This window comes from Streptomyces sp. PA03-6a, from assembly GCF_033792765.1.
Taxonomy (GTDB): Bacteria; Actinomycetota; Actinomycetes; order Streptomycetales; family Streptomycetaceae; genus Actinacidiphila.
This window is the reverse complement of record NZ_JARAVK010000013.1, coordinates 41,222-67,030: the sequence shown is the minus strand read 5'-3', so window position 1 is coordinate 67,030 and position 25,809 is coordinate 41,222. Positions and strand designations below refer to the sequence as shown.

Genomic DNA, 25,809 nt, shown 5'->3' with positions numbered 1-25,809 from the left:
GAGGGAGTGCCGGTCGTCGCGTGCATACCTTCCAGTAACGCGCCGGACCTCGCACCGCGCCACCTGAGCCGGGGTGCGGACGGTGCGGCAGCGGGTGAGCGGTGAGAGGTGCTCATCGGCCCTCCGCCGAACACTCCCCGGGAGGGTTGTAGCCACCATCCTTCTCCCGCGGGCAATCAGCGGATACCGCCGAATGGCATCCCGAAGAGGGCTATGATGCCGGGACCTGACCATCTTCTGGCATTCGCCAACGGATACCGCTGTACGGACCCTTGAATTGACGTCAGTTTCTGGTCAGCATGGACGGGGCGCAACAGCATGGGGGATCGGTGGACGACGCGGTCGAGTTGGCAGATGTGATCTGGAAGCTGCGGTCGGAGCTCACTCGGGCGGCCTGGGGCGGAGAGCACAAGGACCTCAGGTTCAAGGCCGAGAAGGTGGAACTCGAACTGACGGTCGGGGTGGAGAAGGTTCGCGACCCCAATGTGAAGGTCAAGTTCTGGGTATTCGACGCCGGAGTCGGCTCGCAGCGGAAGAACGTGTCCACACAGACCATGCGGTTGACCCTGCTCCCCGTCTTCGCGGCGGCACCGGACGATCCGGCCCTCATCGGCGGTGCGGCGGTCGACGACGAGAAATAGTCCGTGGCTCGGCGGTGACCGGTGAGTACGTTTCACGTCGGCCAGGTCGCGGAGATCATCGTTGTGCTTTCCGGCGGGGAAAGACGTGGGTCGGGTTACCAGATCTCACGCTCGCGTGTGTTGACGGCGGCGCATGTCGTCGCGGACGCGGAAATGGTCGCGGTTCGCTTTGACGCGGATCAGCCCGAACAGTGGAAGTCGCTCAGCACCGTCGAGTGGTTGGACAACACGCGCGATCTCGCCTTGCTGACTCTCGACCATGAACGTCCAACCGTTCCCGTCCCGGCGGGTTTCGCTCGCCTGGGGGCCGGTCACGAGGAGATCGAGGTGCACACCGCGGGCTTCCCGAAGTGGAAGCTGCGCAAGGACGAGGACAACAAAAGATTCCGTGACCTGCACCAGGCGTTCGGCCGTGTCGCGCCGTTGTCGAACCGACGCAGCGGGACGCTCGAGATCACGCTGAGCGGGGCTCCGGCCCATTCCTCGGACGGTTCGCCCTGGGAGGCGATGTCCGGAGCCGCGGTGTGGGCTGCGGACCGCATCATCGGGATCGTCACCGAGCACAACTTCAAAGAGGGTCTGGCCCGGTTGACCGGAGCACGCCTCGACCTTGCCCTGAAAGACGCGCAGGACGCCGACGGCAGGCGTCTGAGCGACGTGCTGGGCATCGATCCCGCAGCCCTGCCCGACGCGACCGTCCCACGGACGCAGCCGCGGCCGGCACCCGCTCCCGCGCTGCCCGGGCTGCGCGCCTACCGGCTGCCGGTGGACTGGATCCCCGGCGGCGGTCCGTGCCCGGTGGACGATGCCCACCTCGCCGACCTCGGCGCGCTGTTGTGCCTGGAACGCGGTCCCGCCACCAATGTGGTGGCGGCTCGCCCGGGTACCGCGCTCGCGGCGGCGCTGTCGGCGGTCGAGGAAGGGCCGGTCCGGCGTGGCAGCGGTCCCGCCACGGACTTTCCTGAACGATCGTGGCGCGCGATGGACGCCGAGACCGCACTGCGCGACCTGCCCGCCACCTCGGCGGCGACCGGCTTCGTGGTGCCATGGCCCGTCGGCGTCCACCCACGAGGGATGACGGGCGCCAGGTCGGTCCGGGAGGTCCGGGCCCAGATACGCGCGGCTGCCCCTGACGCGTCCGTCGTCGTGCTGGTGGAGGCGGAGCAGGCCGTCGACGCGATCGCCGCCGCCACGCACATCGGCCGTGAACTCCGCGCCGGGCGAGCCGGCGAGCGGGTGGAGGTTCTGACCTTGATACGTCCTGGTGAGCCCCCTGACGAGTCGTCTGGTGCGGCTGCGCACGGAACAGCGGAGCCCGACGGGCACCGGTTGATGGCGACCGTCGCCGCGGAGATGCAGATGCGCACCCTGGCCGCGCCCCCGTGCCCGTACGACGGTGAACCCTTGCCACCGCAGACGGATCCGATGGCGGTGGCCGGTGCGGTCGTGGAGATGCTGAACCGCAGCGCGGCCTGGGGGCCGCCGGAACGTGAGGCCCATGCGCTGGGCCTCGTCCGAGACTTCGCTCCGCGCTACTTTCCCGCTCTCCTCCGCCGGCACGCGGCGCACCGATCCGGTCCCACACGGTGGGCCTCGCTCTCCGCGGTGGCCGGGATCGACGACCACGTCACGATCTGGCTGGAGTCCGTGCCCGAGGTGGACCCGCCGTCGCGGGTGCCTCGCCTGTTCCGGGACCGCCGAATCGTCGAGTCCGTTCTGCTCGGCCTGCTGCGCACGGGAGCCGGCGAAGCCGGCGCATGGCGGGAGGCGGCTGCCAACGGACGCTGCCGGTCAGTCCAGGAACTGGCCGACTACCTGGCGTCGGACCGCCCGGCGGCCGAGTTCCTTTCCCACGCCTCGGCCGGAACCGTCGTCGCGGCCGTCAGGGCGGAGCAGTACCACCTGCTCAACGGTGGAACCGCAGCGCCCCAGGCGTCACAGGCCTGGTGGGCGATGCTGGGACGCAGGCCCCTGACGGAGTCCGCCGTGAGGACTCTCGCTGCCCTGAGCGTGGAGTCGCGCCGTGTGGCCGGGTTCACCGTCGACCGGAGCGAGACGGACCCGGACCTCGCCGAATTGACGCACCAGATGCGGATGGCGATGTGGCCTCCGCTGCCAGGAAAGGAAGCGATGGGATGAGCCTGCTCGCGGACTGGTACTTCTGTACGGCGATGCGTCTGTCGCCGGCCGACACCCATGCATTCCTCGACACGCTGGGTGTCCTTCGCCGCACCGACGCGGAGCGGGCCGACCTCTTGGACGCGGCGGAGGCGCTCAAGTCGTCACCCTCCTGGCTGCAGCTCTACGCGCTGCGTCCGCTGCTGACCGCCCACGGGCGGTTGGCCGACCGCACGGCGGCAACCGCCGACGGAGCTCCGGGCCCCGAGGGGGCCGAGGTCGCTGTGGAGCGCAGGGAACGGGCCGCCGACCGCGTCGAGGACGGCAGGACCCAGTCGGGGTACGGCGACGCCGAGCTGGGACGGCGCATCGGCGAGCTGTGCGAGGCAGTGCTCGCCACGACGGATCATCCGCTCGCCGCCCACCTGGGCACGGTTCTCGGGGCGGTGATCCAGGATGCCGAGGGAGCGCGCCGTGTACTGCTGAAGGACATCACGAAGCCCCTCGCCGACGAGCCGAGGGGGGCGCTGGGCCCCGATCCCAGCCCGCCCTACCACGACCTGAACGACCACATCGTGCCCACCGTCACGGTGATCGCGCTCGCCGAACTGACCCGCCGTCGCCCCACGTCGGCGGCACAGGACTGGCTCGGGGAGAACGCGGACCCGGTTGCCGCGGCCGCGCTGCGGGGTGAGTACGGCCGTCTGGCGCTGCTGGCAGCGGTCGAGGCATCCGGCCGAGCCGACCCTCAAGCACGCGACGAGGTCTGGCGCAATCTGTGGCTCGACGGCAGGGGCGCACCGCACCTGCAGCCGGACCTGTTGGACGCGCTCGCCCGCCTCTGGTTCGGTCATCCCGACACGGAGGACCCGCCGTCGGTCGCCGAACTGGAAGTGGAGGCGGTCACCGGGGACGATCTGGCACTGTGGGCCCGCGCCAGGCGTCATGACACGTCGGCGTGCGCTGAGTTCTACGCCCTGCTGACCGGGCACACCAATGGAGCCTGGGACGCGATGGGAGCGGTGCTGTGGCAGTCGGTGCTGTGGTCGCTCGCCGCCGAGGTGGACCCGGTGGGGGCCGCGGCACGTCTGGCACGCTGGTGGCGGACGCCGCGACGGACACCGGGAGAGACGGTGACGGTGCACGTCGGCAGGATGACGACCCGTGCGACGGAACACCTCTCGCTGCTCCACCAACTGAGCCGGGCGCCGGGCAGCCGTGTCGTGGTCGACGAGGCGCCGGTTGAGGAGACCGGCGAACGGGCCGGCTCGACCGTCTGCTCGCCGTGGGTCGACCGGTGGCACGACGGCTGGGACCACATGCGCAGGAACGGACCTGCGTTCCGCTTCGGGTCTTCAGGGCCCTCGGAACCCCTCGTGCGCCTGCTCGCGGCCGCATCCCTGTCGGTGTCCCTGCTTGCCGCACTGCCCGAGGCCAGGGAGGAGCAGGAGCACGATCACCTGACCGCCCTGGTGCTCCACACCGTCGACGTTCTCCGTGACCAGGCGACGCTCCTCACCGACCTGGAGCTCGGCGAGTACACCGGCGACCACCCCCTCGGTCCGGCGCTCGCCTCCCTCGTCTGGCATGTGCACCGGGTTCTCCAGGAGACCGGGGCCGGCCACGATCCCCGGGTCGATCCCCGACGATTCGCCGACTTCGCGGCCCGTATGCTGGAGGACGACGCGTCAGCCGACCTCGAGGACAACGAGCAGTCCGCACGACTGGCGCGTCAAGCCGTCGGCGCCATCTGCACGATGTGGATCCGCCGTGCCTGGGTGGAGTCCAGCGCCATCCGCCCGGAAGAGGGGCCCGGGCGCTGGTTCCTGGGCGACCCGCCCCTGGCGCTGCGCGTGCTGATGGCGGGGCTGGACCGGCTCAGTCTGCTTTTGACGCAGTTTCGTGCCCTCAAGCAGCAGGAGTCGCGGCGTCGCGGGAAGTTCGAGAAGGAGCGAGCACGGCAACAGCCGGGCACTTCCGAGGAGCCGGTGCGGACCCGTTCGGTGTCGCTGACCCGAGGGCGGTGGACGCCGGACCTGATGCCGACGGCGCAGTTGCTGAAGGAGATATACCCGGCCGACTGGCCGGACCCGGTGGGCAGTCGGTGGCCGCAGCTCGACCTGGACTGGTACGGCCAGCGGGATGGACTGCGGAAGTTGTACGAGCCGCGGCTGCGACGGGCCGGAGACGATCCCGAGGCCGTCACCGTCAACACTGTGCGTGCCGAGCGGTTGCTGCTGTCGCCCCGGTATCCCCTTCAGGTGTGGCGTGAGTCCACCCCCGACCTCGAGGGCTGGGCGCGCGTCGACAGCGCGCCGATCACGATGCGAGCGCTGCGGTTGGTGGCACTCCTGCAGGATCACCAAGCCGTGACCTCGGACGAGTACCGCGAATGGATCGAGGACTGGCTCGACCGCATCCACGCCGTGCAGCGCCGTGAGGAACTGTCGCTCGACGTACGGGCCATCATGATCCGATTGCTCGCACCTGCCGTACCGGGCGGCGGTGTCGACTACGAGAGACTCCTGTCCTCGGTGCACGGCGCGACGGTCGATGCGATCATGGAATTCGGCTCGTCCACGCCCCGTCACATCGAGATGCTGCTGGAGCAGCTCGCCGGCTCCGTCGGCCTGGCGCGGGAGGCCACCGACCGCCTGCGTCTGCGTGCCCTGGAAACGATCTACCGCCAGAGACAGTACCGGGGGCAGCGGCTGACGTTGTGGGGCGTCTCGGAAGTCCGCCGGGGGAGGCATGCGGCCGTCAACCGGGAGCAGGCCATACGGCGGTACCTGGACGGCATCGCGGCATCGGCGCATCAGGAGTCGGAGCGCGTGCCCGTGCTGGAGCGCGCGCACGCGTTGTGGGCCCGCACACAGCTGCGACCGCTTCTGAGCGGAACACGCGTGCCGCTGACGGATCGGCGTCACCGACGGGGCGAGGGTGTACCGGAACTGATCGTGGCCGCAACGGCCACGGACCGCTTCCGAGCGGAGGAGATCTCCTATCTGCTCGACGTGGTGAGTCCGGCGACGGTGCGGAGCCCGGGGCGTACGGGCCGGATTCACGACCTGTTCCCCAGCGAGCGGTACCGGCAGCAGATGCTGCAGGAGATCACGAAGTCGGCGCGCACGGTCTTCGCCGTCGTGACGGAGATCGAGGACACCCGTGTCTGGCTGAACGCCGGGCTCGGCACCCCGTTGCCGTACGGCGGGGCTCCTGAGGGTCTCGGACTGCGGACCGGTGACGTCGTGGCCGCGGAGATCCGCGGGGGGCCGGCCGCCGTGGTCTCCGTCCGGCGCTTGCCGTGGTCCGAGCCCGAGCCCGGTGAAGTGCGCACGGCCACGGTACGGATGACACGTCCGTGGCTACGGGTCGAGGTGGACGGTGTCAGCGGTGCGGTGTATCCGAACGGTGACGGTGCGGTCGCCGACTCGGTTCGCCGACGCTGGGATCCCGATCTGTCACGGGCGTTCGGCGGGCAGGGTGGGGGGCCGATGACCGTTCCCGTCCGGTGGGACGGTGAACTCCGGCACTGGGTGCCGGTCGAGCGCTCGCTCAGCGAACTGATCGTCAAGGAACTCGACTCTCCCGAAGGAGCACGGCTGGTCCACGCGGGTGGCGATCTGTTCGTCACCCGGCCGGGCTTCCTCTACCGCCTCACCGACGCCGACTGGGAGGACCCCGAGGCCGTCGCCGCACTGCTCGACGGGCAGCCGGGAGGGGTCATCCTGCAAGTGAACCGGGCTGCCACCGGGGGGCCGCGTCTGCGGGTCACCGCCGACGACAGCCGGAACGTGCGGTGGCTACGCCTGTTCAGCGGCAACGAGCACGAATTCACCGTCGCCACCAAGAGCGAGCGCGGATACAGAATCGAGGTCGATCCTCCCGAGGGCTTTCCCCCCGCGGTCGTGGCGCGCGGAGCGGAGGGCGGCTCGCAGCGCGCCTACGTGATCACCGCCCCGTGGAGCGAGCGACAGGCTCGCTTGGCCGAGGTCACGGTCACGCTGGTACCCGTCAGCGGGGTGAAGGACCGGCACTTCCCGACGGTGGAGCGGTTCGAGGAGGTGTGCGACGTGCCCGTCGGCGCCCGGGTGACGCTCCGGCGGATCTTCTCGCACAGTCTCGAGCACGCGCTGGTATGGGCGACCACGTCGACCGGGGTCGCCGTGCGGCTGGAGACCGACTCGCTGACCTTGCTGAACCCGGATGCGGTGGGGAGGTCGGCCGGCGGCATGGTCAGCGGCCGGGCCGCCGACGTGGTCCGGGTGTACAGGGTGCCGGTGCCGCGGCCGCCGGGCTCGGCAATGACGGTCGAGGAGCTCGCCACGCGCGTCCACACGGACGGCGCGGACACGGCGGAGGTCCGGCGGCAGGTCTCGTTGGCCGACGTGGCGGAAGGGGTGGTCGTCGCGCGCGCCTCCGCGCCGGGACAGGGCGGGGACACGGTCTACGGCACGTGGTGCCGCTTCGGCGACCAGGTCCACTACGTCGAGCTCCCCCAGCAGCACCTGGGCGCGACGATCGCCCAGTTGGTGGGCCAGACGTTCGTCGGCACGCGTGACGGTGCGCAGTGGACCTTCCGGTTCTCTCCGAGGGAGATCACCGTACGCGCCCTGTTCGAGGTGCGGACCGGTGCGGATGTCGACGGACCCGAGGTCTTCGTCGGTTCCGACGGAGGCTCCGATCTTTACCAGCACCCGACACGACCCGTGCTGGTGCGCCGCCCCGCCGCCGGCGGAGACGCCGTCCGCCGGCTGGACCTGACCACCGCCGACGTCACACTGCTCGACCGCCGGGCCATCACGATGCGCACCGTGGCGGTGCGCGCCCGCAAGGACTCGGTGGTGCTGTTCGGCGGCTCGTCGTTCCGTGAGGACGTCGGTGACGCCCAGGTCGTGGGTGTCCGGCTGGATCTCACCCCGTCGCGCTCTGGCCGGGGGGACCTGGTCCGCGCGCGCCGCACCTTCTCCCTCCGTGCACGCTCGGCTTCGGCCCCCCGCCGCGTACAGCAGGTCGACCACGCCGGGCGATGGCAGCGATTCCTCGCGGCGGGGCACGATCACGTGACGGCGAGTCTTGCCAAGGCGCACGTCGACATCACGGGCGGCCTCAGGCCCCCGGGGCCCGACGGCAAGCTCTCCGCCCGGCTTCCCCTGCTGCCGGGCGAGGAGCCCGCGGTCGCCGGGGTGCCCTACCGCACGCTGGGTGTCCGGGTGAGGCTCGTGCCGCACGGGGACGGATACGCCGCGTCGTATGCCACGGCCACCCCGAAGACCCTGCCCGAGTTCATGCGCCTGATGCATCAGGAGGTCACCGCGGGCGACGTGAGCCGGCCCTTTGCCGATGCCCTCCACTACGTGTCCCCTCCGACGGCCCAGTTGGACGCCCACGTCTTCGAGTGGGGATACGGGTGGACGGTCGCTGTACCGGCGGACAGGCTGAGCGTCGCGGGCTCCCCGGACCGCCGCGGACTGCCGCCGCTGTTCCACGGTGACCGCATCGAGGCCGCGAGCTTCGTGGCGGCCGACGACGGCGGCGACCCCGTCATGGTCATCGCCTGGCGTGACATCCGCCCCAGGTACGTCACGCAGATCGTCGACGAGCGGCGCCAGCAGTATCTGCATCTGCTCGACGTCGAGGTCGGCGTTGCCGCGGGGACCTTGCGGGTGATGAGGGCGCAGGCGGGTCGGCGTCGCGGCGACGACCCGTTCCGCAGCGCGGAATGGGTCCCGTTCCCCGCGACCCTCGACGACGACAGCCGGAAACTGGTGTTCGAGCAGTTGCGGCAGAGCGGCGAGACGGGTCTGGTACGGCGCCGGATCCTGGCCAGGTTCGACAACGAGACGGCGATCTCCACCGGTGGCCGGGAACGGATGTTCCAGGCCGTCCGAGCGGACGGAGCCGGACTCAGGGACAAGGACCGCGTCTTCCTGACGGCCCGGCAGATCGAGCGGACCAGCAACGAGCTCACCGTGATCTTCGGCATTCCTGACGCCCTCAACACCGAAGACCTCTCCGTCCGCGTGAACCGGCGGGAGTTCTCCTTCCGCGAGAGCACCCTGGCCAGACTGCTCGCCCGGGGGCTGGACGTGGAGAAGGCGGAGGTCGTGATGCTCGTGCGGCTCACCGCCCCCAACCGGAAGGGCGTGCGTCACGGCTCGATCAAGGACGGCCCGGCGCGGCGGCCCGAGACCCTTGTCAGCTATCTCGCGAGTCGTGGTGGCTCCTGCTACGCGGTGTTCGGCAGGGTCGCCACCCGTGGTGCGGGGCGTCTGGAGATCGCGCCGGGTGTCCTCTACGGTACGGCCGGTGTGGTCGGCGCGGAGGAAGCCCGACACGGCTCGGTGGTCCGCCTCGTACTCGACGACGCACGACGGGTGGTCCTGACGACCGCGCTGCCGGCCGACCAGTCCTACGTCGGAGCGAAGGGCCGCGCCGCGGTTGCCTTCCCCAAGTCGGACCTGCTGCGACGGAACTCACCGGAGCGCCGTCGCGACATGGGGTCCGGGTTCGTGGTGTCCGGCCTGCCCGATGTGCAGGCGTCGCCGGTGAACGGTGCCGGAGCCGAGGTCCTTGCCGCTCCCCATCCCAAGATCTGCTGGCTGAGGGAATCGCGCGACGGCTCGGTCGAGCTCCGACTGGCTTCCCGGAACGAGGCGCGTGTCGCCCGCCTGGTGCGGCGCGACGCCGACCGGCCCGCGGAGGTGCGACCTCGCGTTCTGCCCGGAGAGCCGCGGGGGGAGCGCGACACCCTCCCCGTGCCGTGGGCCCGGATGTCATTCCGCTACACCACGGCGGGTAGCATCGCCAGAGCGTGCGCCGCGCTCCGGTGGCAGCACCATGACCGGTACACAGGGCACGCCCGCGGGGATCGGATCGTCGGACCGTACGAAGTCGACCCCGGCAGCCTGATGTTCGACGGCGCCGCCTTTGACGACGACGCCGGCTGGACGCTGCGGTACGGGCCGGACCGTCTCGCCGCCTTCGGCTTCCCCGCCGGCGAACTTCTGGACGGACCCGCTCGCGAGCGCCCCCTGACCGTGGCCGGCGCGTCCGCCGACGGCGGGGGTGTCTGGGTCGAGCTCGGGCCGGGGCGCCTGGTGGAGATCCGCGGTGCGCTCGTCACAGCGGAAGGCCGTACCGCCCTCATCGGGCTGGACTGGCAGGCCTTCGCCCCCGGGGACCAGATCGGTCTGTCCCAGGCCGATTCCTCACAGGACGCCCACGGCTGGGAGGCGAGTCAGGAGTCCTTGGTGCTCACATCCTGGCGGCCCGCGATGACCGGAGCGCTGCCCCGTGACGACCGTGACGCCCGGGTCCTGCTGCCGGTGAGAGGTACCGACCGTGGAGGCGGTGCGCTCCACCTCGCGGACGGGCAGGGGAGACTGGTCTACCCGCTCGACAGGACCGCACTGACCGCGCTGCAGGGTGTCGAGGCAGTATGGCTCGACGCCCGCAACGACGTGGAGCCGTACTCGGCCGGATCGGTCCGGCCCGGTGACACCGTGCTGCTCATGGCGGACGAGCACGACCGGATGACCGTGGCCGGACTGCCCGATGTGGAGGTGCGGGTCGCGCCCCGGGGGGACCGCAACTGGCCGGGGTACGACTGGCTGCACCGGCGACTCGCGCATGATTCCGGCAGACGGAACCTGCTCGAGGCCTTCGACGGGCAACTCCCCGTCACCGTGCACAGTGTCGGCATCGACCGGCCCGTGGTGACCGTCTCGCGGGAACGGCAGCCGTCGGGGTTCTGGCCGCGTGCCCGGCAGGTGCGAACGGAACTGCTCGCCGCGTCGGGTCGGCAACTGCTGCTCCGGTCCGGCGCGGCGGTGTACTCGGTCTCCCTCGAAGAGGCGGTCCTCGGCGTCCCCACGACGTTCGCCGGGCAGGTGGCCGCGGCCTTGGACGGAGCGACGCGCAGCCGCCCCCTCGTCCTCTGGTGGCGGGTGGACGAGCGAGGTGTGCGGCAGCCGGGACTGGCCGAGGCGGCCGGGGACGCGGGACCCCAGGACGTGGTCGTCGTTCCGGAGGCCGAGGTGGCGGTCGACGGGGCAGCCGTCGGCGTGGTGTGCCGGGACGTGGCCACCTCCAAGCTGCACTGGCTGGGGGCCGAGCAGGCCTCGTGGGTACGGGACGTCGCGGCCGGGGACCTGCTGGCCAACCTGGCACGCGCCAACCGGTTGACGGCGCGGCTGCGCCCCGACGGCAGCCTGTCCGTCAACACCCGCCCGGCCGTCTCCCACCAGCTCAGGCGCTTGCAGTTGGGCCAGTCCCTCCGGCTCGTGCTGGGCGAGGGACGTCCACGGCCTGCCGGGGACGGCACGTGGCGGTACATCGCCAGACTCGAGATGCCTCCGATCCTGATGTCCTACGTGTCCACCGACCCGGAATTGACGCCGGGGACCTCCCGTCTGACCGAAGTCGACACCGTCGACCGAGGGGGCCAGCCGTCGGTGACGACGGTGGACGCGAACAGCCGGCGAGTCACCCTCGATCTCCCTCGTTGGCTGACGGTGGCGCACCAGGCGATCGTCGAGGACGGCAGCCCCGGTGCCGCCCTCGGCCGGTTCGACGAGTACCGCCGCTGGTACCGCGAGGGTATGGGCGGAGCCACCGGCGACGCGCCGGCCGAGGCCGTGGTGCGCCTTGCCGGGGACATGGTCGACGGAGCCGAGGTGGACGTGCGGCAGCTCCGTGAGGTGACCGCTCGTTGGATGGCCGCCCACGGCCGGGCCGTCTTCAACCTGATCGGTGACGAGGAGATGGATGCCGCCCCCCTGCTGGCCGGGGCGCTCGTGATGGACGCGCTCGCCGGCCGGGACCGGGACTGGGATCCGGTGGTCGTGCTGTACCTGCACCAGATCGGCCGACGTGCGGCGGCCAGCCTGCACACCGAGCAGCTCGCCACAGCGTGGGTGGGCGAGCCTGAGGTGCATCGTCTCGGCGGTGCGTGGGTCCGGCTGCGCGCGCTCTCCCTGGCTCGTGAGCTTGAGCCGCGGCAGGTGCGGCAGTTGCGTGAATTCTGCAGGGCGATGCTCACCAAACCGGTGCTGCGCAACGTCGAGAACGCCCTGGCGCCCGTGGCCCGTTCGTTGCTCGCCGCCGTCGGCGAACTCGAATCCGCTGAGGAGCTCCTGCGGGACGCGACTGTGCTGGCCGGGCCGGCGACGTGGGCAAGGACGTTGCTGCCTCCGTCCGGTCACGCGACCGCTCAGCCGACGCTGCTCGGGCGGCAGCGCGAACAGCTTCGGGCGCTGGCCGATCACGTGATCAACGACGCCGTTCCGCTCACCCTCCTTCCGGTGGTGGCACCACCGTTCGGGTCCGAGGGCGACCTGGCACGGCGGGTACTGCGCAACCTGCACGGCACCTCGGGCCCGTCCCCCGACTGACCGTGTGCGGCGCCGCAGCTGTCGGGGGGCCTGCGAACGGTCAGGCCCCCGGGGACCCCGGCGCGGTGGGGGAGGGGCGCCGTTCCAGGGCGGCGATCTGCTCGACGCGGCGCTGGTGCACGCCGCCCTTGAACGGGGTCTCCAGCCAGGCCGCCACGATCTCCTCGGCCAGGTCGGCGGTGAGCACCATCGCCGCCAGCACCAGCACGTTGGAGTCGTTGTTCCCCCGTGAGATGCGGGTGCTCCACACGTCGTGGCACAGGCCCGCCCGGATGCCGGGCATCTTGTTGCAGGCGACGGTCTCGCCCAGGCCGCTGCCGCCCAGGACGATGCCGCGGTCGGCGGCGCCGGCGACGACCCGGTCGCAGACGTCCGCGCACAGCGGCGGGTAGTCGACGGTGTCGGCGCTGTGGCTGCCGCGGTCGTCGACGGTGTGGCCGCGGGCGGTGAGCCAGGCGGTCAGCCGGGCCTTGAGGGCGACCCCGTTGTGGTCCCCGGCGATGGCGATGCGCACCGTGTCTCCTCCTTCGGGGGACGTCAGGCGGTCAGGTCGCGGGTGGTCTCGGCGAACAGGCCGTCGAGCGGCACCGCGCGGTCGAGGATGCGCTGGTCCACCGCGTGCCGCAGCAGTTCCTCCAGCACCGCCCTGTTGGGCTCGATGCCGTACGGCAGCGGGTCGGCGCCGGTGGTCTCCATGACCCGGCGGTACATGCCGTCCGTCGCCGTGCCCGAACCGCGGGTGCCGTCCCGCAGCCCCTCGACGTAGCGAGACTTGGCGCGCGCGAAGGCGTCGAAGACCTCGGCACCCAGTTCGGGCCGGGCGGCGAGGAGTTCGTCCTTGACGACGACGAGGTGGTTGACCGGGTAGAGCCCGCGTTCGCGCAGGGCCGTGAAGCCCGCCTCCTGCGCGTCGGGGATCAGCGGCGCCAGGGCGGGCGACTTGGGGGGCGGCCCGATGACGGCGGCGAGTTCGCCGGCGAGCAGCATCTGCTCCAGGGAGCGTCCCGGTTCCATCGGGACGACGTTGGCCGGCGGCCGGTAGTCGGCGACGTGCTCGTCACCGGAGAGCACCCAGGTCACCCGGCTGAGGTCGACCCCGTACTCGTCCCGCAGGACGGCCCGCGCCCACACGCCCGTGGTGACCGTGTAGCCGCGGCTCACGCCGACCCGGCGGCCCTCCAGGTCCTTGGGTCCGTGGACGTCCGAAGCGGGGTCGTGGTGGATCGCGCCGTGGTGGAAACCGCGGACGAGGAAGGCGGGGACGGCCGTGAACCGGGCGCCGTGCGCCTTCGCCACGAGGTAGGTGGTGAGCGCCATCTCGCTGACGTCGAACTCCAGCCCGCGGACCATGCGCCGGAAGGCGTCGACGAGGACGGGCACCTCCTCGAAGTCGAAGCGGAAGCCGTGCGGGGTGACGGCGCCGGTCTTGAGCGCCTCGTTGTTGCCCTGCGTGCGCGTGACCGTCCTGAGCCGCGCCGTGCCGTCCATGCCGTCCGCCCTTCTGACGCTTCCTGACACAGGGAAAGGTACCATGGTCAGACCATAAGGCCATAGACTAAGGTGCCTCGCGAACAGCCCCTACACGAGGAGAGGCCATGGCCGAAAAGGTGCTGGCGGCGGTCAGGACGGGCCCGGGCACGACCGAGCTGCGAGAGTTCGCGATGCCCGACGTCCCTGACGACGGAGCCCTGTTGAAGGTCGAGGTCGCGGGCATCTGCGGCACCGACGTGAAGATGTACCGCAAGCCGCCCTTCGCCGATCCCGTGATCATGGGTCACGAGAACGTCGGCGTCATCGCGCGGGCCGGCCGCACCTTCACCGAGCGCAAGGGCCTGCGCGAGGGCGACCGCGTCTTCGCCGAGCACTACGTCGGCTGCTTCCGCTGCGAATGGTGCCACCGCGGCGAGTACCGGCACTGCGAGGCCACCGACTGGCGCACCAACCCCGACGCCCGCCGCTACGGCTACACCTCGGCCGACCACCCCTACCACCTGTGGGGCGGCTTCGCCCAGTACCTCTACCTGCCCTGGAACGCCGTGACGCACCGCGTCCCCGACGGGGTCTCCGCCGAACTCGCCGGACTGGTCACGCCGTTGTCCAACGGCATCGAATGGGCCCTGGTCACCGCGGGCGTCGGCTACGCCTCCACCGTCCTCATCCAGGGGCCCGGGCAGCAGGGCCTGTCCCAGGTCGTCGCCTGCAAGCAGGCCGGCGCCGCCACCGTCGTCGTCACCGGCACCACCCGCGACGCTGCGCGGCTCTCCCTCGCCCGCGAACTCGGCGCCGACCACGTCGTCGACGTCCAGCGGGAGGACGCCCTCACCCGCGTACTGGAGATCACCGGCGGCCGCGGCGTCGACGTCGTCCTGGACTGCACCGCGGGCGCCGGCACCGCACCCGTCCTCCTCGGCATCGACGCGCTCAAGCGCCGCGAGGGCGTCATGGTCGTCCAGGGTGAACTCGCCGCCTTCCCCGACTTCCCCATGAAGAAGCTCACCGAGAAGTCCATCAGCCTCAAGAGCGCCCGCGGCCACAGCTACCGCTCCTGCGAACTCGCCCTCGAACAACTCGCGTCCGGACGCTTCCCCCTGGAGAAGCTGAGCACCCACAGCTTCCCGCTCGCCGAGGCCGACCGCGCCATCAGGACCGTCGGCGGGGAGACGGGCGAGGACGCCGTGCACGTCTCCCTGCTGCCGTGGGCGGCGGCATGAGCGTCGTCGTCCGCAACCCCCGCCGCGCCGACCGCGCCACCGTCGACGCCCTCGCCGCGTACGGCGTCGCCACCGTCCACGAGGCCCAGGGCCGCACCGGGCTGCTCTCCCCGGCGCTGCGCCCCGTCTGGCCGGGCGCGCACATCGCCGGCACCGCCGTCACCGTCGCCGTCCCGCCGGGCGACAACTGGATGATCCACGTCGCGGTCGAGCAGTGCCGCGACGGCGACGTCCTCGTCGTCGCCCCCACCTCCCCCTCGGAAGCGGGGTACTTCGGGGACCTGCTCGCCACCTCCGTCGCCGCCCGCGGGGTGCGCGGCGTCGTCATCGACGCCGGCTGCCGCGACGTCGCCGACCTGCAGCGGATGGGCTTCCCCGTCTGGGCACGGCACATCAGCGCCTTCGGCACCGTCAAGGAGACCCTCGGCGACGTCAACCTCCCCGTGGTGTGCGCCGGGCAGCACGTCGCCCCGGGCGACGTGATCGTCGCCGACGACGACGGCGTGGTCGTCGTCCCCCGGCTGCGCGCCGCCGACGTGCTGGCGGCCTCCCGCGCGCGCGAGGAGAAGGAGGCGGGCACCCGGGAGCGCTACGCGAACGGCGAACTCGGGCTCGACGTCAACGCCATGCGCGACCGCCTCGCCCGTAAGGGCCTGACCTATGCCGACGCCGACGCCGACCAGGAGGCCACCGGTGATCATTGACGTCCACGGCCACTACACCACCGCCCCGCCACAGCATCAGGCCTACCGCGACGCCCAGCTCGCCAGGCTCCGTGATCCCGCCCTCCCCGCCCCGGCGCCCACCGCCATCAGCGACGACGCCGTCCGGGAGAGCATCGAGGACCACCAGCTCAAGCTGCTCCGCGAACGCGGCGCCGACCTCATGCTCCTGTCCCCGAAGGCCTCGGGGATGGAGCACCACGTCCCCGACCGCGCGACCGCCCGCGACTGGGCCCGCGCGAACAACGACCTCGTCCACCGCGTCACCACCCTTTTCCCCCGGCACTTCGCCGGGGTGTGCCAGCTGCCCCAGACCCCCGGCGGCCCGCTCGACGACGCCGTCGCCGAACTGCGGCGCTGCGTCACCGGCCTCGGGTTCGTCGGCTGCAACCTCAACCCCGACCCCTCGGGCGGCCACTGGACCGCACCGCCGCTCACCGACCCGTACTGGTACCCCCTCTACGAGGTCATGACCGAACTGGACGTCCCCGCGATGATCCACGTGTCGGCCTCCTGCAACCCCGCCTTCCACGCCCTCGGCGCGCACTACCTCAACGCCGACACCTCCGCCTTCATGCAGTTCGTGGAGGGCGAACTCTTCGCCCGCTTCCCCGCGCTGCGCTTCGTCGTCCCGCACGGCGGCGGCGCCGTCCCCTACCACTGGGGCCGCTACCGGGGCCTGGCCGTCCGGCTCGGCCGCCCCGACCCCGCCGAACACGTCATGAAGAACGTCTGGTTCGACACCTGCGTCTACCACCAGCCCGGCATCGACCTGCTCCACCGGGTCGTCGACACCGGCAACATCCTGTTCGCCTCGGAGATGCTCGGCGCCGTCCGCGGCGTCGACCCCGCCACCGGCATCGCCTGGGACGACACCAAGCAGTACGTCGACCGGGCCGGCCTCACCGAGGGGCAACTGCGCAAGGTCTACGAGGACAACGCCCGGCGCGTCTACCCGCGCCTGGACGCCCGGCTCACAGCGGAAGGCAGGTAGCCCGCACCATGACCCGACTGCACCTCACCTTCGCCTGCGGCGACTACGACCACACCCGCGCCCTGGAGGAGGGCACGATCCGCCCCGACGGCATCGACCTGACCTACCTGCGGCTGCCCGTGGAGGAGACCTTCTTCCGGATGATGCGGCACCGTGAGTTCGAGGTCGCCGAGATGTCGCTCTCCTCGTACGTCCTGTCCCTCGGCGACGGCACCGAGCCCTCGCCCTTCGTGGCCCTGCCGGTCTTCACCTCCCGCATGTTCCGGCACGGCGCGCTGTACTGCCACGCCGACTCCGGCATCACCGGCCCCGAGGACCTGCGCGGCAAGCGTGTCGGCACCCCCGAGTTCCAGCTCACCGCCTGCGTGTGGATGCGCGGCATCCTCGCCGACCGGCACGGCGTCCCCTTCGACTCGGTCACCTACGTCACGGGCGGCCAGGAGACCCCCGGCCGCGTCGAGAAGGCCTCGGTCGACCTCCCCGGCACGGTGCGGGTCGAGCGCGTCCCCGAGGGCCGTACCCTCTCCGAGCTCCTCTCCTCCGGAGAGATCGACGCCCTGTGCACCCCCCGCGTCCCCGGTCCCTTCACCGCCGGCGACCCCCGGGTGCGCCGGGTGTTCCCCGACGTCGTCGCCGCCGAGAAGGAGTACCACGCGGCCACGGGGATCTTCCCGATCATGCACGTGGTCGTCGTCCGCCGCGACGTGTACGACCGTCAGCCCTGGGTCGCCCAGTCCCTGTACAAGGCGCTGCTCGCCGCCAAGGACGCCGCGTACGCCACCCTCTACGACACCTCGGCGCTGCGCTTCATGCTGCCCTGGCTCACCCCGCAGCTGGAGGAGGCCAGAGACCTGCTGGGCCGCGACTACTGGTCGTACGGGCTCGGCGCCAACCGCGACACCCTCGCCACCTTCCTGCGCTACCACCACGAGCAGGGCCTCTCCGGCCGCCGCTGGACCCCGGAGGAGCTCTTCGCCCCGGAGTCGCTGGAGGCTGCGGTCATCTGAGGGTGGGGTCCAGGTCCGTGAGCAGGCGCGCCACGTCCAGGCCCGTGGTGAGGTACTCCACGAAGGTCCCGTTGTTGAGCGCACAGGGCGAGCGCCGCTCCCGGACCAGCGCGACGGCGCCGGTCACCTCGTGGCCCCCGTCCACGAGCGCCTGCGCCACGACCAGCCCGGAACGGTTGTAACCGGAGTGGCAGCGCACCAGTGTGCGGCGTCCGCCCCGCACGGCCCAGGCGACCGTGCGGGCGAGCCGCTGCACCGCCTCGATCTGCCCCGAGGTGAGCGGCCCGTCCGGGATCTCGGCCACGAGGTGCTCCACGCCGGGTGCCGGGCCGTGCCCGGAGCGCGTGAAGAGGCTGACGACGAGGTCGAACTCGCAGCCCGCCACGGCCGGTTGCAGCTCGCCCCTGGCGTCGGTCCAGTAGTGGCCGCCCATCCACAGCCCCGGCACGACCTCGTTCCACGCCGCGCCCGGCCCCGGAACGTCGCGATCCTTTTGACGTGTCCTCATGTCGCAGCCCTCCGGTTCCTCCAACGCCGCCCGCCCGGGCAGGGGTTCCCTCTTCCGGAACCGGCTGCATGAACCGGCCTCACCCGGGAAGCCGAGCAGTACGGCCGCGCCGCGACCACCCACCCCCCCCGGTCGCCGGCGCGGCCCATCACGTCTGGCGGATCAGCCGGCCGCCTGGAAGGCCCGGCCCGCGGGGGTCGTGTGGGTGCCGTCGGTGAACAGGCCGCTGCTGGGTTTGGCCGGGTCCGCGCCGAGGCCGAACCAGGCGTAGCGCTGTATGTACGGGAGCGTCTCCAGGGCCTTGGTGGAGGCGGTGACGAAGGCGGCCTGCTGGTCCGGGGTGGGGAAACGGGTTCCGTGGGAGAAGTCGATCAGGGCGTACTCGGTCAGCCAGATCGGCTTGTGATAGCGCTGGTGGACCGCCTCCAGATAGGACGTCAGCTGAGACACGGCCTCCGCGGTGCGGAAGTCGCCGCCGTACCAGTGCAGGGTGACGAAGTCGACGCGGTAGCCCTTGGCCGCGGCGCCCGACATGAAGCGGTCGAGCCAGCCGCCGGGGGTGGCGCCGTTCGTGGCGACGGCCGGGCTGCCGAGGATCCGGCCGGCGTCCATCAGCCGCGGCCACTGGGTCAGGGCCTGCTCCACCGACATGTTCGACTGCTGGGCCATGTCGGGCTCGTTGAAGCCGAGCAGGTACGGGCCCTGCGCCTTCGCCTGGGCCAGGGAGTCCGCGGTGACGGAGGCGGGCCCCCAGATCATGGGAACGAAGCGGCCCGACGGCGGCGAGGCGACGTCCTGGTGGCCCGTGGACCAGGTGTAGTACCAGCTCGCACCGGACGAGGCGAGGGCCTTGCCCACGCCTGGGAAGGTCCACACACCGACGCCCTTCTTGCCGGACGAGGCGACCCGCACCACGGGTGCCTGCCGGGTCGTCTTGGGTGACGGGGCCTTCTTCGTGGGCTTCTTGGAGGGGCTCGGCGAGGGCGACGGGCTGGGGGAGCGGGGCGAGGCCGTCGCCGTGGCGGCCGTGGGGGAGGCCGCCGGGAGCGCGTCCGCCTGCGGCGCCGGCGACGGACCGGTCAGGAGCCGGGTGGCGACCAGCGCCGCGGCCACCACCGCCGCGACCGCCGCCCCGCCGAGGACGGGGGTCCGCAGCCCGCGCGACGCGGCCCGGCCGGTGGCCCGGTGGGCGCCGCGCGCGGCCGGACGGGGCACGGGTGCCGGCCCGGTCCCGGCCTGCCCGGTCACCGCGGCGACCACCCACCCCGGGTCCAGCGCCGACGGCACCGCGAGCAGCGGCAGCCCACTGAGCAGCCGGTCCATGGGGAGCAGCCCCTCCTCCATCCCGCCGCAGCCACCGCACCCGCGGATGTGCCGGGCGAACCGCTTGCGCCACAGCGGGCTCGGCACGCCGTCCCAGGTGGCGGCCGTCGCCCGCAACTCGCCGCAGCCGGGCGCCGCGGACAGCGCCCGGACGACCACGCGGGAGGCCTCCATCTGCTTCTTCATGCGCTGCACCCGTACCGCCGCGTGCCGGTCCGACAGGCCCAGCGCGGCGGCGAGGTCGGCCCGGTCCAGCTCCCCGGTCTCCTCCAGCCACCACAGCGACAGCAGTTCCCGATCGTCCTCGTCCAGCCACCGGGTGGCCTCGGCGACCTCACGGCGCTGCTCGGTGAGCCCGAGGCGCAGGATCGTCAGCCCCGCGAAGTCCAGCGCCGGGTCCGGTATGCGCTCGGCGTCCTCCAGGCCGGCGCTGCGGTGCCGGGCCGCGGCACGGTCCCGCTCACGGTCGCGGACCTGCCGGATCGTGATCGCCACCAGCCAGGACCGGAACGCCGCCGGGTCCCGCAGCTCCGACAGCCCCCGCACCATGCGCAACAGCGTCTCCTGTACGACGTCGTCGACGTCGGCATGGCCGTCCAGCGCCCGTCCGACGATGTTGTAGACCAGCGGCAGGCACTCCGCCACCAGCCGGTCGAGGGCCTGCCGGTCGCCCGAGCGTGCCGCCACCACCACCCCGGCGCCGGGTCCGCTCCGGTGCGTCTTGCGCATGTGGCCCCACTCTTCCCTACTTGCTCTCGCTGTCCACGACCGCGCGGCCGCCCGGCGACCGCGATGCCTCCACCTACAGGAGACGGGCCGCGCGCTCCCGGACAACACAAATCCCGCAGGGTCTGTCAGCGGATTTGTGTTGTCCGCCAGTGGCCCCGGCGGTCCCCGATACGTGCGTACGCACCAGGCGAGGACGAGGAAGGCACAAGAATGGCACGACACAGCCGGCACGGAACCGGATCCAGGACGGGGCGCGGACGGTGGGCGGCCGTCGCGGTGCTCGCGGCGGCCGCCGGGATCACGGTCACGGCGCTGATCGCCGGGGGCACGCTGTCACCGTTCCGGCCCGGCGGGGCGACGGCCGAAGGCGGGCGCGCAGCGACGACGGCCCACGGCACGTCCGCCGCCCCCTCCCGCGGGACGCCTCCGTCCGTGTCGCCCTCGCCTTCGGCCACGCTCCCCTCACCGAGCGCCCGTCCTTCGGGAACGCCCGGCCCTACGGCCGCCACCGCCACGAAGACCCCCGGGACGCGACGGACGTCCGCCGCCGGCGCCCCGCCCGGCGCGCGGCTGATCACCGTGGTCAACCACACGCAGGAAACCGTCTGGGCGGTCGTCACCGACTCGCCGGCCTATCCGCGGGGACGCCGGCTCGCCCCCGGGCAGGGCACCTCGCTCACGGTGCCGGACGGCTGGGGCGGCCGCATCTGGGGCCGGACGGGATGCGACTCCACGGCCGCGGGGCCCTGCCGTACCGGGGACTGCACATCGGTGTGCACCGGGCCCAACCCGCCCACCACGCTGGGGGAGTTCAGCTTCGACGCCTACGCGGGGATGGACTTCTACGACGTCAGCATGGTCGACGGCGCCAACCTGCCCATGTACATCAACATCTCCCACACCACCACCCGCGACCCGGTCAGCCCCGACGGCTGCTACCGCGGGGCGTGCACCGAGCCGGTCGACTGCCCTGCCGCCATGCGGGCGAAGGCCGGCGGGCAGGTGATCGGCTGCAAGCCGCCCTGTGCGGCCTTCGGCGGCGACGCCTACTGCTGCCGCGGTGCCTGGGCGGGCCGCGAGCACTGCGTGCCGTCGAAATGGCCCGTCGACTACACCCGGGTCTTCAAGGACGCCGCGCCGTACGCCTACTCGTACGCCTTCGACGACGCGGCGACCATGGCGTGCAAGGGCCGGTGCGACTACCGGGTGACCTTCGGCACCACGGGGTAGCCCGCGGCGCGCCAGGCGGCGTCGAGGGCACGGCGCAGCGCGGCGACGGCGTTCCCGGCGGCCGGGGTGGCGGCCGGGCGACGCGTCAGGCGGACTTCAGCACCTCGGGAGGCGCGGTGATCAGCGACTTGAGCGGTGTCCCGGTGTCGTCGGCCCGGGACGGGGGGATGGTCGCGTCCCGCGCGAGCGCCTTGCGCACCGCCATGTAGTCGGCCGGGCTGTTGACCGCGTCGGCCGCCAGCAGCCGGCCGCGCCGGTAGTAGAGGACCGAGAAGCGCTCGCTTCCGGGCTCGCCCCGCACCACGTACGTGTCGTAGCCGGTGGAGAGCCCGGCGATCTGCAGTTTGAGGTCGCCTTGGTGGGACCAGAACCACGGGACGCTCCTGGTCTCCCGGGGCCTGCCGAGCAGCGTGGCGGCGGCCACGGTCGCCTGCGCGACCGCGTTCTGCACGGACTCCAGGCGGACCCTGCCCTCGCCGGTCGTCGGGTGGGGCTGGACGGTGCAGTCCCCGGCGGCGGCCACCAGTGGTTCGCTGGTGCGGGCGTGGGCGTCGACCAGGATGCCGTTGTCGCACTCCAGGCCCAGCTGCTCGGCGAGTTCGGTACGGGGGACGACGCCGACGCCGACGAGGACGAGGTCGGCCGGCACGCGGGTGCCGTCGGCCAGGAGCACCGCCGCGACCTTGCCGTCGGCCCCCTCGAACGCGGACACCGCGTGGGAGAGCAGGACGTGCGTGCCGCGGCGCAGATGGGCCTGCCGGTAGAACTCCGAGACGACCGGGGCAACGGCGCGGGGGATGAGCCGCGGGGCCGCCTCGACGACGGTGACGTCCCTGCCGAGCGCCCGGGCCACCGCCGCGGCCTCCAGGCCGATGAAGCCCCCGCCGACGATGACGACCCGCGACGCCGCGCCGAGCCGTGACCGCAGGGCCGTCGCGTCGTCACGGTCGCGCAGGTAGCAGATCCCGCCGAGCCCGGAACCCGGCACCGTCAGCCGGCGCGGGCTCGACCCCACGGTGAGGGCCAGCCGGGCGAAGCGCAGCGTGCGCCCGTTCGCGGTGACCGCGGTGCCCGATCCCGGACGGTCCCCGGTGGCCAGCGACGCCTCCGTGACGCGCTCGCCGCTCACGAGGTCGATGCCCGCGTCGGCGTAGAAGGAGGGCGCGCGGAAGGCGAGCGACTCCGGCCCCACCTCCCCGGCGAGGAACTCCTTCGACAACGGGGGTCGCTGGTAGGGGGCGTGCTCCTCCTCGCCCACCAGGGTGATGGCTGAGGTGTCGCCCAACTGCCGCAGCGAGACGGCCAATTGGAGACCGGCCTGACTCGCGCCCACGATCAGCGTTCCGCTGCCCACTGTGGCCCCTCCCGGTTCCGGGTAACACGTTAATGTCAGACCATTATACCAATGGACTGCCTGCCGTGGGGTTGGTCGAGGGCGGAGGGGTGGCGGCGTCCCGAGTAGCTGCTAAAGTCGAAGCCATAACTTCTGTTCTAGCAGTCACCCGGAGTGCAGTGTGAGCGTCGCCCTGAACGAATCCCTCGCCGGCCGCCGTGCCCTGGTCACCGGAGGCACCAAAGGCGTCGGCGCGGCCATCGCCCGCCGGCTGGCCCAGGCCGGTGCGACCGTCCTGGTGACGGCCCGCCACGAGCCGGTGGACGCCGACCCGAAGACCTTCGTCGCGGCGGACCTGACCGCCCCCGAGGGGGCCGCCGCCGTCGTTCGCGAAGTGATCGACCGGGTGGGCGGGGTGGACGTCCTCGTCAACAACCTCGGCCACTCCGAGGCGCCCGCCGGGGGCTTCGCGGCGCTGGACGAGGACGACTGGGCGAAGGAGCTGAACACCAACCTCCTCGCGGCCGTCCGCCTCGACCGCGGCCTGCTCCCCGGCATGATCGAGTCCGGTGGGGGCGCCGTCGTCCATGTCACCTCGATCCAGAGCCGCATGCCGTTGTGGAACGGCACCCTCGCCTACGCCGCGGCCAAGGCCGCCCTGGCGACCTACAGCAAGGGCCTGGCGAACGAGGTCGCCCCGCACGGCGTCCGCGTCAACACCGTCTCGCCGGGCTTCGTCCGGACGGCGGCCGCCGACGCCCTCGTCGACCGCATCGCCCGCGAGGCGGGCATCTCGGCCGAGGCCGCCCTCGGACGCCTGATGGACTCCCTCGGCGGCATCCCCCTCGGCCGGCCCAACGAACCCGCGGAGGTCGCCGAGCTGGTGGCCTTCCTCGTCTCCGACCGCGCGTCGGCCATCGTCGGTGCCGAACACGTCATCGACGGCGGCACCGTCCCCACCCTCTGACCGGCCCTCACTCCCTGACCCGACCCCCTGGAGGACACGATGAACACCACCGGCCCGCAGTCCATCCCCACCACCGGCCTCCCCGAGGTGATCACCCGTTACCTGGCCGCCCACCGTGTGCGCGACACCGCCACCGCCCTTTCGGCCTTCACCGGCGACGCGGTCGTGACGGACGAGGGCGCGACACGGCACGGCACGGCGGCGATCCGGGAATGGCTGGAGACCGCGGCGACCGAGTACACCTACACCACGGAACTGACCGGCGCCGAGCGCGCCGACGCCCACCACTACGTCGCCGTCCAGCACCTCGAGGGGAACTTCCCCGGCGGCACCGTCGACCTGCGCTACCGGTTCGCCCTGCGCGACGGCCTCGTCGAACGCCTGGAGATCGGCGCCTGACCCCCGGAACCGTGCCCGACGGGTGGTGCCAGGGTTGCTGCTAACATGAAAGCCACGGCGTACGCCGACCCTGGCACCAACCGCACGGAGGTGGTCGACATGGTGAGCCGCATCCGGCTGGAGGACCGTGAGTGCCCGCTGTCGACGACCGTCGGGCACGTCGGCGAGTGGTGGACGCTGCTCATCCTGCACGACGCCTTCGACGGGTACACCCGCTTCGACCAGTTCCAGGAGAACCTCGGCATCTCGTCGAGCATGCTCACCACCCGCCTGAAGACCCTCGTCGAGGACGGGCTGCTGGAACGGCGGCCGTACCAGACCCACCCGACCCGCTACGAATACCTCCTCACCGACCTGGGCCGCTCACTGCGCCCGGTCGTCGTGGCCCTCGCCGCATGGGGCAACTCCCGCCTGACGCCGGAGCAGCGCAGCATGATCCTGGTCGACGCGGAGACCGGCGAGGAGGTCGAGCCGGTCGTGGTCGACGCCGCCACGGGCCGGCGGCTCGACGACAGCGAGGCCTTCGTCTACGCCGCGGGGCCCGCCGCGAGCGAGCTCATGCGCGCCCGCTACGCGGGCCGCGACCGTAGCTGACCCACCGGAGGAAGAGGTCCCGTGCCCACCGCGGACGAACTGCTCGGCCCCGCCGCCGTCGCCGGGCTCGCCGACTGCCTGGCGTCGGCCGGCCAGGCACCGATGGCCGCCGCGGTGCGCGAGGCACTTCCGGCGCTCGACGGCCTGGCACTGCGTGAACGCAGCGACCTCGTCCGGGACGCGATGCTCGCCTCCGGCCCGACCGATCCCGCGGCCCTGGAGGCCGTCGTACGGGCTGCGCTGCCCGACCCGCGCTTCACCGGCTGGATGATCTGGCCGGTCACCGAGGCGGTCGCCGCCCTCGCCTCCGGCACCCCCGAGGGCACGGCCTTCGAGGAGGGACTCCACCTGCTGGCGGACCTGACCCCGCGCCTGACCGCCGAGTTCGCCATCCGCCGCCTGCTCAACGCCGACCTCGACCGGGCGCTCGCCGTCGTCACCCGGTGGACCGAACACCCCGACGAGCACGTACGCCGCCTGGCCAGCGAGGGAACCCGCCCCCGCCTGCCGTGGGCGGTGCGCGTACCGGCGATCCTCGCCCGGCCCGAGGCGACCCTGCCGATCCTGGGCGCTCTCTACAAGGACCCCTCGGAGTACGTCCGCAGGTCCGTCGCCAACCACGTCAACGACATCAGCCACGCCCGGGTGGACCTGGCCGTGGAGACGGCCCGGCGGTGGTCGGTGGCCCCCGACACCCACACGCCCCGGCTCGTCCGCCACGCGCTGCGCACCGCCGTCAAGCGCGGCGACCAAGGAGCCCTGGCACTGCTGGGGTTCGAGCCCGCCACGGGCCTGACCGTCGAAGGGCCCTCCGTGGCCCGGCCCGTCGTCGAGGTGGGCGGGGAACTGCGCTTCGCCTTCACCCTGGAGAACCACGGCGAAACGCCGCTCCGCCTCGTCGTCGACTACGTCGTGCACTACCGCAAGGCCAACGGCACCACGGCGCCCAAGGTCTACAAGCTGACGACCCGCACCCTCCAGCCGGGGGAGCGGAGCGAACACACCGGCACCCGCTCGTTCAAGCCGATCAGCACCCGGGTCTTCCACCCCGGGGAGCACTCCCTCGAACTGCAGGTCAACGGCGAGTCGCGCGGCAAGGTGCCCTTCGACGTCGTCACCGTCTGACACACCGCTCGAT

General features: G+C 72.2%; 17 protein-coding genes. 12 read left to right on the top strand and 5 right to left on the bottom strand.

The window, feature by feature from the left end:
* Positions 1-329 precede the first annotated feature (329 nt).
* The 3 genes from PV350_RS05615 to PV350_RS05605 all read left to right on the top strand — a co-directional run bounded on the left by PV350_RS05615 (position 330) and on the right by PV350_RS05605 (position 12,154).
* Complete coding sequence (locus PV350_RS05615) at positions 330-641, top strand: trypco2 family protein (RefSeq protein ID WP_500333051.1); 312 nt, start codon at positions 330-332, stop codon at positions 639-641.
* A 63-nt stretch (positions 642-704) separates the two neighbouring features.
* Positions 705-2,780 (top strand): S1 family peptidase, encoded by a 2,076-nt coding sequence (locus tag PV350_RS05610; RefSeq protein WP_500333050.1) that lies wholly within the window; start codon positions 705-707, stop codon positions 2,778-2,780.
* Positions 2,777-12,154: a hypothetical protein gene (locus PV350_RS05605; RefSeq protein WP_500333049.1), complete on the top strand. Its 9,378-nt coding sequence runs from the start codon at positions 2,777-2,779 to the stop codon at positions 12,152-12,154. Before PV350_RS05610 ends, PV350_RS05605 begins: the two co-directional genes overlap by 4 nt.
* Positions 12,155-12,194: 40 nt before the next feature.
* Here the strand turns inward: PV350_RS05605 and PV350_RS05600 are convergent, their stop codons facing one another.
* Complete coding sequence (locus PV350_RS05600) at positions 12,195-12,668, bottom strand: RpiB/LacA/LacB family sugar-phosphate isomerase (protein ID WP_500333048.1); 474 nt, start codon at positions 12,666-12,668, stop codon at positions 12,195-12,197.
* 23 nt (positions 12,669-12,691) lie between these two features.
* The gene (locus tag PV350_RS05595) at positions 12,692-13,642 is read right to left on the bottom strand and encodes a substrate-binding domain-containing protein (protein ID WP_500333047.1); all 951 of its coding nucleotides are present in this window, start codon (positions 13,640-13,642) and stop codon (positions 12,692-12,694) included.
* Between the two features lie 107 nt (positions 13,643-13,749).
* On the opposite strand from PV350_RS05595, the gene PV350_RS05590 reads away from it, so the two are divergent.
* The 4 genes from PV350_RS05590 to PV350_RS05575 are packed head-to-tail and all read left to right on the top strand — an operon-like array spanning position 13,750 to position 17,588.
* Positions 13,750-14,865, top strand: coding sequence for a zinc-dependent alcohol dehydrogenase (locus tag PV350_RS05590; protein ID WP_499509325.1), 1,116 nt, complete (start codon positions 13,750-13,752; stop codon positions 14,863-14,865).
* The gene (locus tag PV350_RS05585; RefSeq protein ID WP_499509324.1) at positions 14,862-15,569 is read left to right on the top strand and encodes a 4-carboxy-4-hydroxy-2-oxoadipate aldolase/oxaloacetate decarboxylase; all 708 of its coding nucleotides are present in this window, start codon (positions 14,862-14,864) and stop codon (positions 15,567-15,569) included. The genes PV350_RS05590 and PV350_RS05585 overlap by 4 nt, the downstream gene beginning before the upstream one ends.
* Complete coding sequence (locus PV350_RS05580) at positions 15,559-16,581, top strand: amidohydrolase family protein (RefSeq protein WP_499509323.1); 1,023 nt, start codon at positions 15,559-15,561, stop codon at positions 16,579-16,581. Before PV350_RS05585 ends, PV350_RS05580 begins: the two co-directional genes overlap by 11 nt.
* Before the next feature lie 8 nt (positions 16,582-16,589).
* Entirely contained in the window at positions 16,590-17,588 is a 999-nt protein-coding gene (locus tag PV350_RS05575; RefSeq protein WP_500333046.1) for a substrate-binding domain-containing protein, read from the top strand.
* On the opposite strand, the gene PV350_RS05570 is transcribed toward PV350_RS05575, so the two are convergent.
* Positions 17,581-18,096: a protein-tyrosine phosphatase family protein gene (locus PV350_RS05570; protein ID WP_500333045.1), complete on the bottom strand. Its 516-nt coding sequence runs from the start codon at positions 18,094-18,096 to the stop codon at positions 17,581-17,583. The genes PV350_RS05575 and PV350_RS05570 overlap by 8 nt on opposite strands.
* A gap of 162 nt (positions 18,097-18,258) precedes the next feature.
* A complete protein-coding gene (locus PV350_RS05565; protein WP_500333044.1) occupies positions 18,259-20,148 on the bottom strand; it encodes a sigma-70 family RNA polymerase sigma factor in 1,890 nt (629 codons plus the stop codon).
* Positions 20,149-20,358: 210 nt separating this feature from the next.
* On the opposite strand from PV350_RS05565, the gene PV350_RS05560 reads away from it, so the two are divergent.
* Positions 20,359-21,378 carry a thaumatin family protein gene (locus PV350_RS05560; RefSeq protein ID WP_500333043.1) on the top strand — a complete coding sequence of 340 codons (1,020 nt, stop codon included), beginning with the start codon at positions 20,359-20,361 and terminating at the stop codon, positions 21,376-21,378.
* An 85-nt stretch (positions 21,379-21,463) separates the two neighbouring features.
* Here PV350_RS05560 and PV350_RS05555 read toward each other — a convergent pair whose 3' ends face one another.
* Positions 21,464-22,732 carry an NAD(P)/FAD-dependent oxidoreductase gene (locus PV350_RS05555; RefSeq protein WP_500333042.1) on the bottom strand — a complete coding sequence of 423 codons (1,269 nt, stop codon included), beginning with the start codon at positions 22,730-22,732 and terminating at the stop codon, positions 21,464-21,466.
* Positions 22,733-22,892: 160 nt separating this feature from the next.
* Here PV350_RS05555 and PV350_RS05550 point away from each other — a divergent pair, with 160 nt between their 5' ends.
* The 4 genes from PV350_RS05550 to PV350_RS05535 all read left to right on the top strand — a co-directional run bounded on the left by PV350_RS05550 (position 22,893) and on the right by PV350_RS05535 (position 25,796).
* Positions 22,893-23,678, top strand: a complete 786-nt coding sequence (locus PV350_RS05550; protein ID WP_500333041.1) for an SDR family oxidoreductase — start codon at positions 22,893-22,895, stop codon at positions 23,676-23,678.
* 39 nt (positions 23,679-23,717) lie between these two features.
* A complete protein-coding gene (locus PV350_RS05545) occupies positions 23,718-24,077 on the top strand; it encodes a nuclear transport factor 2-like protein (protein WP_500333040.1) in 360 nt (119 codons plus the stop codon).
* A gap of 99 nt (positions 24,078-24,176) precedes the next feature.
* Positions 24,177-24,671 (top strand): winged helix-turn-helix transcriptional regulator, encoded by a 495-nt coding sequence (locus PV350_RS05540; protein ID WP_499516703.1) that lies wholly within the window; start codon positions 24,177-24,179, stop codon positions 24,669-24,671.
* A 21-nt stretch (positions 24,672-24,692) separates the two neighbouring features.
* A complete protein-coding gene (locus PV350_RS05535; RefSeq protein WP_500333039.1) occupies positions 24,693-25,796 on the top strand; it encodes a DNA alkylation repair protein in 1,104 nt (367 codons plus the stop codon).
* Positions 25,797-25,809 lie beyond the last annotated feature (13 nt).